Annotated in this window: 12 protein-coding genes; 8 read left to right on the top strand and 4 right to left on the bottom strand. The window is 74.5% G+C overall.

Annotation, left to right across the window (positions count from 1 at the left end; translation table 11 throughout):
- Positions 1 to 119 precede the first annotated feature (119 nt).
- Together EKG83_RS27985 and EKG83_RS27990 are read left to right on the top strand one after the other, a co-directional pair.
- On the top strand, positions 120 to 1,094 hold the full coding sequence (locus EKG83_RS27985; RefSeq protein WP_153278497.1) for a hypothetical protein: 975 nt from the start codon (positions 120 to 122) through the stop codon (positions 1,092 to 1,094).
- Positions 1,095 to 1,114: 20 nt separating this feature from the next.
- Positions 1,115 to 2,179, top strand: coding sequence for a cobalamin-independent methionine synthase II family protein (locus EKG83_RS27990; RefSeq protein WP_033428901.1), 1,065 nt, complete (start codon positions 1,115 to 1,117; stop codon positions 2,177 to 2,179).
- Between the two features lie 39 nt (positions 2,180 to 2,218).
- Here the strand turns inward: EKG83_RS27990 and EKG83_RS27995 are convergent, their stop codons facing one another.
- On the bottom strand, positions 2,219 to 3,100 hold the full coding sequence (locus EKG83_RS27995; protein ID WP_051764800.1) for a maleylpyruvate isomerase family mycothiol-dependent enzyme: 882 nt from the start codon (positions 3,098 to 3,100) through the stop codon (positions 2,219 to 2,221).
- Positions 3,101 to 3,492: 392 nt separating this feature from the next.
- On the opposite strand from EKG83_RS27995, the gene EKG83_RS28000 reads away from it, so the two are divergent.
- From EKG83_RS28000 to EKG83_RS28010, 3 genes are read left to right on the top strand one after another with little or no spacing between them, the layout of a single operon-like run.
- Positions 3,493 to 4,854: an ABC1 kinase family protein gene (locus tag EKG83_RS28000; RefSeq protein WP_228122238.1), complete on the top strand. Its 1,362-nt coding sequence runs from the start codon at positions 3,493 to 3,495 to the stop codon at positions 4,852 to 4,854.
- 7 nt (positions 4,855 to 4,861) lie between these two features.
- Positions 4,862 to 5,521, top strand: a complete 660-nt coding sequence (locus EKG83_RS28005) for a carboxymuconolactone decarboxylase family protein (protein ID WP_084716102.1) — start codon at positions 4,862 to 4,864, stop codon at positions 5,519 to 5,521.
- Positions 5,518 to 6,387, top strand: coding sequence for an SDR family NAD(P)-dependent oxidoreductase (locus EKG83_RS28010; RefSeq protein ID WP_033428900.1), 870 nt, complete (start codon positions 5,518 to 5,520; stop codon positions 6,385 to 6,387). Before EKG83_RS28005 ends, EKG83_RS28010 begins: the two co-directional genes overlap by 4 nt.
- A 64-nt stretch (positions 6,388 to 6,451) precedes the next feature.
- Here the strand turns inward: EKG83_RS28010 and EKG83_RS28015 are convergent, their stop codons facing one another.
- Positions 6,452 to 7,999, bottom strand: coding sequence for a GMC family oxidoreductase (locus EKG83_RS28015; protein ID WP_033428899.1), 1,548 nt, complete (start codon positions 7,997 to 7,999; stop codon positions 6,452 to 6,454).
- Between the two features lie 260 nt (positions 8,000 to 8,259).
- Here EKG83_RS28015 and EKG83_RS28020 point away from each other — a divergent pair, with 260 nt between their 5' ends.
- From EKG83_RS28020 to EKG83_RS28030, 3 genes are read left to right on the top strand one after another with little or no spacing between them, the layout of a single operon-like run.
- Entirely contained in the window at positions 8,260 to 9,252 is a 993-nt protein-coding gene (locus tag EKG83_RS28020) for a DUF1702 family protein (protein ID WP_033428898.1), read from the top strand.
- A complete protein-coding gene (locus EKG83_RS28025; RefSeq protein WP_051764799.1) occupies positions 9,249 to 10,616 on the top strand; it encodes a cytochrome P450 in 1,368 nt (455 codons plus the stop codon). Before EKG83_RS28020 ends, EKG83_RS28025 begins: the two co-directional genes overlap by 4 nt.
- Positions 10,617 to 10,659: 43 nt before the next feature.
- The gene (locus EKG83_RS28030; RefSeq protein WP_033428897.1) at positions 10,660 to 11,700 is read left to right on the top strand and encodes a carboxymuconolactone decarboxylase family protein; all 1,041 of its coding nucleotides are present in this window, start codon (positions 10,660 to 10,662) and stop codon (positions 11,698 to 11,700) included.
- A 70-nt stretch (positions 11,701 to 11,770) separates the two neighbouring features.
- On the opposite strand, the gene EKG83_RS28035 is transcribed toward EKG83_RS28030, so the two are convergent.
- Both EKG83_RS28035 and EKG83_RS28040 read right to left on the bottom strand, forming a co-directional pair.
- Positions 11,771 to 12,493: a helix-turn-helix transcriptional regulator gene (locus EKG83_RS28035; RefSeq protein ID WP_228122239.1), complete on the bottom strand. Its 723-nt coding sequence runs from the start codon at positions 12,491 to 12,493 to the stop codon at positions 11,771 to 11,773.
- Between the two features lie 412 nt (positions 12,494 to 12,905).
- Positions 12,906 to 14,045, bottom strand: a complete 1,140-nt coding sequence (locus tag EKG83_RS28040) for a carotenoid oxygenase family protein (RefSeq protein WP_033428895.1) — start codon at positions 14,043 to 14,045, stop codon at positions 12,906 to 12,908.
- Positions 14,046 to 14,101: the final 56 nt, after the last annotated feature.

Here is a 14,101-nt window from a genome sequence, read left to right on the forward strand (position 1 = left end):
GGTTTCCCGAAGCCCGCACCGGCTGCGCAGTCCGGGAGAAGCGCCCCGGCCGCCGCGCGGGGATGCTGTACGCACCCCGCGGCCCGTTCCCGGGCCACCCCTCCCCCGGAGGAGACCGGATGGCGCGCACCGGAACCGACCAGTCCCCGCCCCTGCCCGCCGACGCCGGCACGTCGGTGTTCTCCAACGGCCACGTCCCGCGCCGGCGCGGGCTCGTGCTCCTCGTCAGCTCCGTCGTCGGCTTCCTGCTCACCGTGGTCTGGTCGGCGGAGTTCGTCGACGCCACGATCGGCGACGCCGTGGCCAACACCCTGCTGGGCCACGACGCCAAGGACACGCCGATCGCGGGCGTGGCGGCGGGCATCGCGTTCGCCTTCGCCACCGGCGTGGCGGGCACCTTCACCGCGTGCAACATCGCCGCGTTCGGCGCGGTGGCCCCGCTGCTGGGCTCGTCGTCCTCGCGCTGGACCCGGTTGCGCACCACCCTCAAGCCCCTGGGCCGGCTGGCCGCCGGCATGATCCCTGTGTCGGCGCTGTACGGCGTGCTGGTCGGGCTGGTGGGCACGCGGATGCCGCAGTTCTCCACCGCCGCCGCCCAGCCCGGCGTGCTCAACGCCCGCAGCGTCCAGTCCCTGGTGGTGTTCGGCGTCATCGGCCTGGTGATGGTGTACCTGGGGCTGGCCGCGCTGGGCTACGTGCGCGACCCCTTCCGGCGGATCGCCCGCCGGTTCCCCAACGCGCCCGTGGTGTTCATGGGCGTCCTCATTGGAGGATTCCTCATCGGTCGCCCGTTCGGGTTATTCCGCCAGATGTTCCGTGACGCGGCGGAAAGCCGGAATCCCCTGTACGGGGCAGCGGCGTTCACCCTTCAGTCGATCGGCAACATCGTGATCATGGCGCTAGTGTTCCTCGCACTGGCGTACCTCACCGGCGGCCGTTTGCAGCGGTGGCTCTCGACCGATCCGGCGAGGGTCGCCGCGCTCACGGCCGCCGCGCTGATCGTCGCCGGCGTCTTCACCTTCCTGTACTGGGACGTCAGGCTGCTGGCACGGCGGGAGATCATCCCCTGGTACCCGACGGCGCCCTGGTCCTGACCCGCGTCGAAGGGACACCCATGCCCATACCCACCGAGCCGATCGGCAGCGTGCCCCGGCCGCCGGAGCTGATCCAGGGCTTCCAGGACCACGCGGAGGGCCGCATCGACGACGCCGCGCTGCGGGAGCTGACCGACGCGGCGCTGGCCGACACGGTGAGCCGCATGGCCGCCACCGGTTCCCCGGTGGTCACCGACGGTGAGCAGGACAAGCCGAGCTTCCTCACCTACCCGGTGGCGGGCATCCCGGACCTGGCACCCGGCGGCGCGGTGGTCCCGTTCGCCGACGGCCACACCCGGCAGCTCCCGGTGCTGACCAGCGGCCCGTTCCGGTACGCCGCGCACGCGGTCGACCAGCTCCGCGCCGCCCGGCGGCTCACCGACCTGCCGGTCAAGCAGGCCGTCATCGCGCCCTCGGCGCTGAGCCTGCTCTACCCGCCCGACGGCATCGACGGCTACCCGCGCGAGAGGTTCCTGGCGGACCTGGCGGACGAGGCCGAGGCCGACATCCGGCAGTGCCTGGAGGCCGGCGCCGACTCGGTGCAGCTCGACTTCACCGAGGGCAGGCTGTCGCTCAAGCTCGACCCGTCCGGCGGCCTGCTGCGCGACTTCACCGCGCTGATCACCACCGTGCTGGAGCGGTTCTCCGCCGAGGAGCGCGCCCGGATCGGCGTGCACACCTGCCCCGGCGGCGACCAGGACTCCACGCACAGCGCGGACGTCGACTACGCGGAGCTGCTGCCGACGCTGTTCGCGTTGCCGGCGGGCCGGTTCTACGTGCAGCTCGCGAGCGAGCCCGACCGCGGGCGGGTGCTGGCCGTGATCCGGGACCACCTGCCCGCCGGCGCGCGGGTGTTCGTCGGCGTCGTCGACCCGATCGACCCCCGCGTCGAAACGGCCGAGGAGGTGCGCGACCGCGTGCTGGAGGCGGCGCGGTTCATCCCGCTGGAGCAGCTGGGCACCTGCGACGACTGCGGTTTCTCGCCGTTCGCCGACGACATGTCCACCTCGCGCGACACCGCGTTCGCCAAGATCGCCGCCCGCGTCGAGGGCACGCGGCTCGCCGCCGAGGCGCTGGGCGCCTGACCGGTCCTGTCGGTGCCGCGCGGGCGGCGCCGACAGGGCTCAGGGCATCCGGAGCTTGCGCAGGAAGGCCGGCAGCAGCCACGGGCGGCGGCCCCACACCACCAGCGACCCGCTCATCGCCGCCCGCGCGCGGCCCACCCGCCGGAACAGCACCAGGTTCAGCACCGAGGGCCGGAACCGCAGGTGCACGTCGACGTCCGCGCCGGGCTCCTCCACCCTGGCGACGCCGTCCTCCAGCACCATCACCAGCGGGGCGGTGTGGTTGGAGTGGAACCGCACCGCGATCCGGTCCGGCCGCACGGGCCGGTCGTCCAGCAGCCGGCCGTAGCCGTGCCGGGTGAGGTCGACCAGGAACAGGTCGACGAACAGCGCGGCCTGCTCGTCCGGGACGTGCCAGGGTCGCCGGGACGCGCGGGCGATGTCGTGGCCGTGCACCAGCAGCTCGTTGGCCATGTGCGCGAACACCCCGGCCAGCGAGAGCCGGGAACCGCCGAGCCAGCCGTGCACGCGCTCGGGGTCGGCGTCGGCGGTGGTGTCGAGCATCTCCGCGACCGAGGCGCGCAGCAGGTCGGCCAGCCGCGCCGGGGCGCGCTCGGTGAAGCTCGCGAGCTGCACGGGGTTGACGTCGGTGGCGAGCGTGTCGAGCGTCGCGCCCGCCATGCGCGGGCGCACCTCGGGGATGGGGAAGGGCTTCGCGCCGTCGGCGACGACGGCGGTGTTGTTCCACGCGATGCCGGTCACGTGCGCCGCGGTGTCGGCCACCGTCCAGTCCGCCGTGGCCCTGGCCGCGGGGTCGGGCGCGGAGGCGACCAGGTCGGCGAACCGCTCCCCCGCCTCGCGGACGGCGGCGCGGGCCGCCGCCCACCGCTCGGGCGTGACGCGGCTCGCGGCCGGTGTGCCGGGTCCGGGTGAGTGCCCCACCGCTCCGCCTTCCCGCCCGGGGCGCCGGGCTCCTCGGGATCGTCTCGGACCCGACCCGACCCGACCCGATCGGCTCGGCTCGGGTCGGGTCGGGTCGGTCGTGCCGGATCGGCTCGGATCGCCGACGCCGTCCAGCGTCCCGGTCCCGGTCCCGGCGGCGCATCTCCGACATTGCCCTCTTACGCGCGCCGCCCCCGCTCCCGGCATCGGCAATCCGCGAGAAGTGGAACGCGAGACCTAACGGTGTAATGCTTTATGCGAAGTCCCGCGGAGGACGCGATTCCCGCCCCGGCGCCCGACGCCCGCGGCCGATCGGTCCCGCCCCTCCCCGCCGCCCGCGCGAGCACGGGAGGAGTAGTGGGCCCGCCGTCCGGATCAGGACGATCGAACCGGTGGCGCCACGCCGCCCCGGCCACCTCGACCACAAGGGGGCGATCCCGATGACGATCACCGGTCGCCTGCTCCGGCTGCCCGGCCTCGTGCTGCGCGGGTCGTGGGTGGGCGCGGTCGTGCTGGCACACGCCCTGGCCGTCGCCGCCTCGACCGCCACCGCCCGGCTGCGCGGCGACGCCGCCGGGCGGGGCCTGCGCGACGGCGAGCGGTGGGTCCGCGTGCTGACCCGCCTCGGCCCCTCCTACATCAAGATCGGCCAGCTGCTGAGCACGCGGCGCGACCTGCTGCCCGACGCGGTGACCACGCCCCTGGCCCGGCTCACCGACTCGGCCAGGCCACCGCGCCGCCGCCGCGTCGCGCGGGCCGTGCGGCGCGCCTACCGGGACCGGCCGTGGCCGTTCCGGGAGTTCCGCTGGGAACCGGTGGCCTGCGGCAGCATCGCCACCGTCCACGAGGCGGTCACCCTGGACGGCAGGCACGTCGCGGTCAAGGTGCGCCGCCCCGGGGTCGCGGGCGTCATGTGGCGGGACTTCACGCTGACCGCCGCCGCCATGACCGCGCTGGGCCTGGTGCCCCGGCTGCGCCGGATGCCGTTCAAGCTCATGCACGACCAGGTCGGCGGCGCGATCCTGCGACAGCTGGACTTCCGGGCGGAGGCCGGGGCGCTGGCCTCGCTGCGCGCCAACCTGTCGGGGTTCGGCAACGTCCGCGTCCCGGCGCCGCTGCCCGAGCTGTGCACCGACGAGACCGTGGTCATGGAGTACGTCCCGGACCTGACCCGCTTCGCACCCGGCGACCTCGACGCCGACACGCGCCGCGCGGTGGTGCGGGCGGTGCTGGCCGCCATCTACGAGATGCTGTTCGTCGACGGCGTGGTCCACTGCGACCTGCACCCCGGCAACCTCTACTTCGACCGCCGCGCGCACCTGGTGGTGCTGGACGCGGGCTTCGTCATCCGCCTGCCCGACGCGGTGCGCCGGTCGTTCGCGGACTTCTTCATCAACATGGCGCTGGGCGACGGTTGGATGTGCGGGCAGATCGTCATCGACAGCGCCGCCCAGGTCGCCGAGGACAGCGACCTGGAGGGGTTCCGCACCGGCCTGCGCGAGCTGGTCGCCGAGACCTCCGGGGCGAAGTCCGGCGAGTTCGACCTGGCCCGCTTCGCCGGGCGGCTGTTCGACCTCCAGCGCCGGTTCGGCCTGTTCCCGGCGCCCGAGTTCGCCTTCCCCCTGCTGTCGCTGCTGGTCATCGAGGGGATGATCAAGGGTTTCGACTCCGACGTCGACTTCCAGGCGGAGGCGATGCCGGTCCTGCGCCGGCGCAACACCCCACGTGCCGCCGAATCCACTGCTGAAAGGTGAGTCGAGCATGGACGCAACCACCCACGTCCGGGTGCCGCTGATCGCCGAGGACCAGGCCGAGGGCCGCCTCGCCGAGCTGTACGAGGAGATCAAGCAGGCGACCAACCTGCCGTTCGTGCCGGACATGTTCCGCCTCACGTCCACCCGGCCGGACCTGCTCGAAGCCGTCGTGGCCGGCTACAAGGGCATGTACCTGGGGGGTGTGCTGCCGCGGCAGACGCGCGAGCTGATCTCCGCCTGGACGTCGAAGGTGAACGAGTGCCCGTACTGCGTCGGCACGCACAACTTCTTCTACCGCGCGTTCGGCGGTCCGGAGGAGATCGCCAAGGCGGTCGAGTCCGCGACGACCGCCGACGACCTGCCGGTGGACGAGCGCACGAAGGTGCTGCTGCGCCTGCTGACCAAGCTCAGCCGCGAGGCGTACAAGGTCACCGACGAGGACTGGCGGCACGCCCTGGAGGCGGGCTGGACCGCCGAGGAGCTGCTGGAGGCGTTCTTCACCTCCTCGATGTTCAACTTCATCACCCGCATGGTCGACGGCCTGGGCCTGGGCCTGTCCGTGGCGGCGAGCCGGGTCTCCCGGCAGGAGGTGCCCCGGGCAGCGCCGCCGCAGGAGCTCCCGCGGGAGATCCCGTCGCAGCAGGTCCCGGCCGGGGACGACCGGTGAGCCCGTCGCGCGCGGTCCTGATCACCGGGGTCAACTCCTCCGGTGGGCTGTCCTCGGGCACGGGCCGCGCCACGGCGCTGCGCCTGCACCGCGCCGGTTGGCCGGTGTACGCCACCGGCCGCAACCTCGACGGGTTGAAGGACCTGGCCGAGGAGGGCATCACCACGCTGCGGGTGGACGTCACCGACGAGGAGTCGATGGTGGCCGCGGTGGAGCGGGTCACCGAGGACCACGGCTCGGTCGGCGTGCTGGTCAACAACGCCGCCTACAGCCTCAACGGCACCATCGGCGAGACGCCGCTGGAGCAGGTGCGGCGGCAGTTCGAGACGAACTTCTTCGGCCTGTCGCGGATGACGCAACTGGTGCTGCCGGGGATGCGCGAGCAGCGGTCGGGCCGCGTCGTGATGATGTCGTCGATCTTCGGCCTGTTCGCCACCCCCGGCCGCGGCTACTACCAGGCCACCAAGCACGCCCTGGAGGCCATCGGCGACTCGCTGCGGCTGGAGGTGGCGCCGTGGGGCATCAAGGTGGTGATCATCGAGCCCTCGCCGATCCTGGGGTCGTTCGTGCCCACCACCGTCGGCGACCTCGGCCTGGCCACCGACAGCGACCTGTACGCCGACTTCTGGGAGCGGTTCGTGGCCTGGCACGGCGCCTACCGCGAGGTCGACCACCCCAGGGGCCGGGGGCGGACCTCGGTGCGCTCGGGCAAGGTCGCCGAGGTGATCGAGAAGGCCATCACGGCGCCCAACCCCCGCATCCGCTACCGGATCGGCATCCCGGTGCGGCTGCTGGGCCCGCAGCGGGCGATCTTCGGCGACCGGGCCTGGGAGGCGTTCGTCACCAGGTTCTTCCCGCAGCCGTAGGACCCGCGCGTGACGACAGCGGCTCCGGACCACGTGGTCCGGAGCCGCTGTCGTCACGCGGTGTTCAGCCCTCGCGCAGCCAGTCCGACATCCGCTCGCCGATCATGATGGAGGTCAGGTTGGTGTTGGCGCGCACCGTGCTCGGCATGACGGAGGCGTCGCAGACGTGCAGGGCCTCCAAGCCGTGCACCGCGCCGCGCGGGTCGACGACCGCGTCGGGGTCGCTCGCCGGGCCCATGCGGACCGTGCCGGTCGGGTGGTAGGCGCTCTCCAGGCTCGTCTTGACGTACTGGCGGACCATGTCGTCCTTGTCGATCATGGCGTCGCGCAGCACCACGAACCCCTGTCCCAGGTCGAGGATGTCCGGGTGGTGGGCCAGCTGCCACGCGGTGCGCACGCCGTCGACCAGGACGTCCATCTCGCGCTCGTCGTCGAGGAAGTTGAGCGCGATGACCGGCCGGGCGGCGGGGTCGGTGGAGGGCAGCGTGACCCGGCCGCGCGAGCCGGGCCGCTGCGCCACCACCATCACGCCGAGGATCTCGTCGGTGCCCGAGAGCATCTGGAGCTCCGGGAAGGGCCCCAGGTCGAAGTGGTTGACCATGTAGTACTGGAGGTCGTTGAACTCGCCGGTGACCGGCGAGGTGGTCCGCAGGATCTCCTGGAGGAACGCCCGGGTGCGGTCCACGGCACCGGGCCGCGGCACCAGGAACGCGCCGGTGCGCTGGTGGTCGACCAGGTTCGCGCCGACGCCGGGCAGGTCGGCGCGGACGTCGACGCCGAGCCGGCGCAGGTCCTCGGCCGGGCCGACGCCCGAGCGCAGCAGGATCGCGGGCGAGGCGACCGCGCCCGCGGCGAGCACCACCCGGCGGCCCGCCACCAGCTCGTGGGAGCCGCCGCCGGTGGACGCCAGCACGCCGACCGCCCGGGAGCCCTCGAACACCACGCGGTCGACCACCGTGCCGGAGCGGATCTCCAGGTTCGCCCGGTCGCGGACCAGGCTCAGGTAGGTCGTGGCGGTGGTGGCGCGGTGCACCGCGTCGTGGCGGGTCGAGGGGATCGACCCGATCCCGGTGGCCTCCGGGTGGTTGTGGTCCTTGACCTCCGGAAAACCCGCCCGCAGGCACGACTCCACGAACGCGGTCTGCCCCGGCGCCAGCTCCTCCGGCCGCCAGCGCCGGATCGGCATGGGACCGCCGCCGCCGTGGTACTCGCCCTCGCCGAAGTCCAGGTCGTGCTCCAGCCTGCGGAAGTGGGGCAGCACGTCGGCGTAGGACCAGCCCGGGTTCCCGGCCGCGGCCCAGTCGTCGTAGTCGGCAGGCACGCCGCGCAGCCCGACCGTCGCGCCGACCGCGGAGGACCCGCCGGTGGCCCGGCCGCGCGGGTAGCGGATGCGGCGGCCGTCGTGCACCTCCGCGCGGAAGGCCCAGTCCTGGCCGGTGAACGACATGGTCCGGCCGTAGCGGATCTCCTCCGGGATCTCCTCCGGCGTGACGTGGTCCGGACCGCCCTCCAGCAGCAGCACGCGCCGCGCGGGGTCCTCGCTGAGCCGGACCGCGAGCGCCGCGCCGGCCGATCCGGCACCGACGATGATGTCGTCAAAGTGAGCCGTCATGAGTGTCCTCGGGATTTGTCGGCACTTCGGGCGCAGAGTCTGCGTCCCCCTCCGGCCCGAGCGTCGCACCCGCCCCGGCATCCTGCTACTCACCACTTGCCCGCCGTGATCACCGGTCCGGGAATGCCCGCGACCGGGTGTCGCCGGTGGTGTGCCGAATGGTTCGCACGCTCGAAGTAGGCACCCTGCGCTACCCCGCCGGACGATTTCCGGGAGTCCTCAGTGCCGCGTTCGCGCGCGGCAGGGCGAAGGGAGCGAAAATGGCCGGCCCTTGGCGGGCGCTCAGGCGACGCGTGCTGACTCCCGGCGTGTCGAACACGAAACTCGAAGTACGCGGTTTCCACGAGAAGGACGCGGCGGCGCGCGACCTCCTGGAAACCGTCGGCCGCTCATTCCTGGAGGGGTACGCGTACGCCGCCGAGGCACGCACGCCCGAGGAACCCGAGGAGCGGCTGGAGCAGGTGCCGCGCCGGTTCCGCGGTTTCGCCTACGAGGGCGCGGCGATGGGCTTCGCGGTGCGCGACGGGCTCCCGCTCGGCCGGGGCGGGTGGACCACGCGGTTCCTGGCCGGGCCCGCCGCCCGGCACTCCTACATGGCCTACGTCGGCGTCGGCTGGGCGATGGCCCGGGTGCCCCGGTTCCGCTGGTCGCGGTTGGAGCTGGGCGATCCGCTGCTGCGGTGGCTCGCGCTGGACGGCTACGGCTTCCACCAGGCGTACTTCCGCACCGAGAAGTACGTCCGGGAGCAGTACCGCGAACCGGCCTTCCCCTGGCCCGGCGGCGACCACGCCTGGTACGCCGACCACGCGATCGACCAGGGCGTCGGCCGGGCGATGTGGTTCGTCGGCGGCGCGGACCAGGCCGTCGTGGCGGACCTGGTCGACGCCTTCGCCGCGGAGCGCCGCCCCGACCTCTACAGCGGCGCGGGCCTGGCCGCGACCTACGCGGGGGCCGCGGACGAGGGCGAGCTGCGGGCGTTCCGCGACCGCGTGGGCGAGCACCTGCCGCACGTCGCGCAGGGCAGCGCGTTCGCCGCCACGGCGCGGCTGGAGGCGGGGCTGGCCGACGAGCACACCGCCCTGGCCACCCGGGTGTTCTGCGGGATGTCGCCGGAGGAGGCCCGGGAGCTGTGCGACCGCACGCGGCCCGCGACCGCCGCCGAGGTGCCCGACGAGCCCGGCGTGCCCTCCTACGAGGTGTGGCGCAGGCGCATCACCGCGGCCTTCGTCACCGGCGCCGAGGTGTCGCCGTGACCGCCACCGCGGAACCCGGCGCCCCGTCGGCGCTGCCCGGTCCGCCGCGCGGCGCGACACCGGGCCTGCTGCTGCGCATGGCCCGCGACCGCCTGTCGGTGATGACCTCGGTGTCGCGCCGGTACGGCGACGCGGTGCGGCTGCGGCTGGGCCCCAGGTCGCTGTACTTCTTCAACCACCCCGACCACGTCAAGCACGTGCTGACCGACAACGCCGCCAACTACACCAAGGGCATCGGCCTGGTGCACGCCCGCCGCGCGCTCGGCGACGGCCTGCTCACCAGCGAGGGCGAGGTGTGGAAGGCGCAGCGCAGGACCATCCAGCCGGTGTTCCAGGCCAAGCGCGTCAACGGCAAGGCCGAGGTGATCGCGCAGGAGGCGGCCGGGTTGGTGGCGCGGCTGCGGCGGCGGCAGGGCGGCGGTCCGGTCGACATCAGCGCGGAGATGACCGGCCTGACCCTCGGCGTGCTCGGGCGCACCCTGCTCGACGCGGACCTGGGGGCGTTCGACTCGATCGGCGAGTCGTTCGAGGCGGTCCAGGACCAGGCGATGTTCGAGATGATGTCGCTGAGCGCGGTGCCCACGTGGCTGCCGCTGCCCCGGCAGCGCCGGTTCCGCCGGGCCCGCGCCGACCTGGACCGCATCGTCGCCCGGCTGGCCGCCGAGCGGGCCGCGCACCCGACCCCCGAGGGCGACGACGTGCTGTCCCGGCTCGTCGAGGCCGTGCGCCGGGAGCCCGACGCGCGGACGGGCCGGCTGCGGATGCGCGACGAGATGGTGACCCTGCTGCTGGCCGGGCACGAGACCACGGCCAGCACCCTGAGCTGGACCTTCCACCTGCTCGACCGGCACCCCGAGGTGTGGGAGCGGGTGCGCGCGGAGGTGCTGGAGGTGCTGGGCGACCGGCTGCCCACCGTCGCGGACGTGCACCGGTTGCGGTACACCACCGCGGTGATCCAGGAGGTCATGCGGCTGTACCCGCCGGTGTGGCTGCTGCCGCGGCTGTCCCGGGAGGCCGACGAGATCGGCGGCCACCCCGTGCCCGCGGGCGCCGACGTGGTGCTCTGCCCGTACACCCTGCACCGGCACCCCGCGTTCTGGGAGGAGCCGGACCGGTTCGACCCCGACCGGTTCGAACCGGGCCGGGCGGAGGGCAGGCCGCGCTACGCCTACATCCCGTTCGGCGCGGGGCCCCGGGTGTGCATCGGCAGCGCGCTGGGCATGTTGGAGGCGACGATCGTGACCGCCGCGGTGGTGCGCGAACTGCGGCTGTCCACCGTGCCGGGCTACCGGGTGCGGGCCGAGCCGATGTTGACGCTGCGCGTGCGCGGCGGGCTGCCGATGACGGTGCGGTCGGTCGCGTGAGGCGCGCCGGTCGGGTGGGAAGGCGTGGGAGGAACCGGTTCCGATGCGAGCAACCCTGGTTCAGGTCGGTCTGCGCGGGCTGTCCACCGTCCAGGTCCGGCGGGTCCGGCCGGTGCGGTTCGGCGCGGCGGGTGGTGACGTGGCCCGGGTCTACCGGGAGCTGGAGCGCGATTTCGGCGTGCTCGCGCCGCCCGTGGCGCTGCACTCGCCCGCGCCGGACGTGCTGGCCGCGGCCTGGGTGATGCTGCGGGAGACGCTGCTGGTGCCCGGGACGGTGCCGCGCGCGGTGAAGGAGGCCGTGTCCACGGCGGTCTCCGAGGGCAACGAGTGCCCGTTCTGCGTCACCATGCACTCCTCGATGCTCAACGACCTGGTGGGCGGGCGCGACGGCGCCGACCGGGACCCGGCGGCCCGGGCGGCGGCGGACTGGGCCAGGGCCGGCGCGAGCCCCGACACGGCCGCCGCCCACCCCGTGCCGTTCCCGGCCGACCAGGCGCCGGAGATCGTGGGCACGGCGGTGGTCCTGCACTACCTCAACCGGATGGTGAACCTGTTCCTGGGCGAGCTGCCGCTGCCGCCGGGCGCGCCCGCGGCGTCGATGGTGGTCGTGCGGCGGGTGCTGGTGCACCTGATCAAGTCGGCCGAGCGGCGCGCCCCGCGGCCGGGCGCGTCGCTGGACCTGCTGCCCGACGCGCCGCTGCCCGGGGACCTGGGCTGGGCGCGGGGTCACCCGGCCATCGCGGGCGCGTTCGCCCGGGGCGTGGCCGCGGTGGAGCTGGCGGGCCGCCGCTCGGCGCCGGAGGAGGTGCGCGAGCTGGTGTCGGCGCACCTGTCGCGGTGGGACGGGCGGCCGGTGGGCGTGAGCCGGGCGTGGGTGGAGGACGCGGTGGCCGGGCTGTCCCCCGGGCACCGGGCGACCGGCCGGCTGGCCCTGCTCACGGCGCTGGCGTCCTACCAGGTCGACCAGGGCGTGGTCGACGCCTTCCGCGCGGTCTCGCCGACCGACCGGGCGCTGATCGACGTGACGGCGTGGGCGAGCCTGGCGGCGGCGCGGCGGATCGGCGGCTGGGCGCGGACGAGCTGACCGGCCGGTGTGGACGAGGGGCCCGCTCCACGAGCGGGCCCCTCGTCCACGTCGGGCTTCCCGGCGCCGGTCACCCGACCCGGTCGGCCACGGGCGTGGTGCGGCTGTCCAGTTCGGGCAGCGCCAGCAGGATCGGCAGGTCCAGCAGGCGCAGCAGCCTGGTCTCGACGTCCACCTCGACCGACTGCCCGGCCTGCACCAGGACCGGTTCGGCGTCGCCGACGAACAGCGGCCGGCGCTTCCACGGGCGCGGGTCCAGGGCGTTGACCGCCACCACGGCGACCCGGATGAACCACTCGCCCTCGGGCACGCCGTTGAGCTGGTAGGGGCCCGAGCCGTCGCGGATGTCGCACGCGCTCGGGACGCCCTGGGCGATCGGGTCCCGGAACGCGCCCACGTACACGCGCACCGGCGTGCCCGCGTCGGGCACGCCGACCCAGCCGCACACCGCGCCGCCCTGCGGGCCGCGCGCGGGCCCGGGGAACGACGACAGCGACAGCACGCCCGCGCCGGACAGGGCGCGGTAGCGGGCCGGCGAGACGCCCACGCTGCGGGTGAACCGGCTGGTGAAGGTGCCCAGGCTGTTGTACCCCACCAGGTAGGAGATCTCGGTGACGCTCGCCGAGGTCTCCAGCAGCAGTTCCTTGGCCTTGCTGAGCCGGATCGCGGTGAGGAAGCGACCCGGTGAGGTGCCGGTCATGGCCCGGAAGACCCGGGAGAAGTAGAACTTGCTCAATATCGCGGTGTCCGCCATGTCGGCCAGCGACAGCGGCTCGTGGTATCGGTTCCACATCGTGTCGATCGCGCGCTCTACCGCGTCCTGCACAGCAGTGCCTCCCATTGCGCTGTTCGAGTGGCCACCGGCGGACGAACTCCCGGAAAAATCACTCCCACCCCGGAAACCCCAGCTCTTGTCCCGGTTCGCGGCCGTGCGCGAGGCGCACGGGAGCACCGCCCGAATGGACCCGGTGCCCGTCCACCCGGGCGGCGTCCGCATTACTCCGCGTCGCGCCGCGATTCGCCGGTCGTCGTCCGCGCCGATCGCGCGGATTTCGTCAATTACCTCTTGACGACGTTAGCAGGACAACGGTCCGGTGTGATCGCGCGCGGGACAGCACCGCACGATGCAAGACGGTTGTCCTGCTCCGCGCGGAACCGGTACGCCCGTACGGCAGCGCGCCGCGCCACCCCGCCGGTGCAGGCGGTCAGCCCCGCGGCGGCGCGGGCAGCCACGCGGTGCGGCGGGCGGGGCGCGCTCCGGCCGGCAGGTGCACGACGGCGGCGGGCGGGCCGGCGGGGTCGGCGGCGTCGAGCACGAGCAGCTCGGCGCGCCGCCGCCCCGGCCGCTCCACCGGGACGAGCAGCCGGCCCCGGTCCACGTGCGGCCGGCCGGCGGTCGCGCCCCCGCCCAGCCACCGCACGCCGGTGCGGCCGGTGGCGGTGTCGTACCGGACGAGTTCCGCGCCGGAGGCGGTGTTCCGCGTGCCGTGCAGCACGGGACCGTCGACCGCGGCCGCCGCCACGCCGGGGACGAGGTCGCGCTCGGCCACCTCGCCGGCGACCGGGTCGACCACCCACCGGCGCAGCGCGGCGGGCCGTGCGGCCGACCGCTCGCCGTCGAAGGCCCGGGGGCGTCGCACGGCGTCGACGACGACGCGCCGCCCGTCCTCGTGGGCGCCCGCGATGTCGTGGACGTGCCCGGGTTCGACCGGGAACCACCGCACCGAGGGCTCGCCCGTGCGGTCGAGCAGGCCGAGCCGCGCGGGTCCGCCCGGCCGCCAGGTGCACGGGAACCGCTCCCCCACCAGGGCCGTCGCGCGGCTGTGCGCCACGGGGCCGTCGAAGAACACCACGTGGGAGCCGGTGAGGGCCACGGTGGCCACCAGGGGCGCCCCGGTCAGCGGGAACGGCCTGGCCTCCAGCACCGCGCCGCGCCCGTCGGCCACGAGGTGCTCGGCGTACCCGAGCCCGGGGTAGGTGGCGACGGTGTGCCACCGGCCGTCCTCGTCGGCGACGGGGCGGGCCAGGGTGACCGGACCGCGGCCGTCGGGCCCCTGGTCCCGGTGCCACGCGGGCGCGAGGGCCGGAACGGGCCCCAGGAGCCCCGTGGGGCCGCGTTCGGCGGTGGCGCGGTAGGCGTGGGCCGCGCCGCCCTCCAGGCGCGCACCGGACACCAGGGACGGTCCCGGCAGGACGTCGGGGACGTCCTGCCGGGGCGCGCGCGCCGGGTGCGGGTCGGCCCGCAGGAACAGGCCGTCCAGACCCTCGGGCAGCGTGCCGTCGACCCGGAGCGGCACCGCCGGGAGGGAGGGGACGACCACCGGTTGCCGGACCAGGGGACCCATCGGGGTCACCTCCAGATTCCCGCCCTGTAGCATAACACCGTTAGGTAAACGATAAC

This window comes from Saccharothrix syringae (genome assembly GCF_009498035.1).
GTDB lineage: Bacteria > Actinomycetota > Actinomycetes > Mycobacteriales > Pseudonocardiaceae > Actinosynnema > Actinosynnema syringae.

What these genes read in the sequence shown, in the direction of transcription:
- EKG83_RS27990 (WP_033428901.1), top strand. Translation starts at nt 1,115, where the DNA reads ATGCCCATACCCACCGAGCCGATCGGCAGCGTGCCCCGGCCGCCGGAG.
- EKG83_RS28030 (WP_033428897.1), top strand. Translation starts at nt 10,660, where the DNA reads ATGCGAGCAACCCTGGTTCAGGTCGGTCTGCGCGGGCTGTCCACCGTC.
- EKG83_RS28040 (WP_033428895.1), bottom strand. Translation starts at nt 14,045, where the DNA reads ATGGGTCCCCTGGTCCGGCAACCGGTGGTCGTCCCCTCCCTCCCGGCG.
- EKG83_RS27985 (WP_153278497.1), top strand. Translation starts at nt 120, where the DNA reads ATGGCGCGCACCGGAACCGACCAGTCCCCGCCCCTGCCCGCCGACGCC.
- EKG83_RS28015 (WP_033428899.1), bottom strand. Translation starts at nt 7,999, where the DNA reads ATGACGGCTCACTTTGACGACATCATCGTCGGTGCCGGATCGGCCGGC.
- EKG83_RS28020 (WP_033428898.1), top strand. Translation starts at nt 8,260, where the DNA reads ATGGCCGGCCCTTGGCGGGCGCTCAGGCGACGCGTGCTGACTCCCGGC.
- EKG83_RS28035 (WP_228122239.1), bottom strand. Translation starts at nt 12,493, where the DNA reads ATGTGGAACCGATACCACGAGCCGCTGTCGCTGGCCGACATGGCGGAC.
- EKG83_RS28005 (WP_084716102.1), top strand. Translation starts at nt 4,862, where the DNA reads ATGGACGCAACCACCCACGTCCGGGTGCCGCTGATCGCCGAGGACCAG.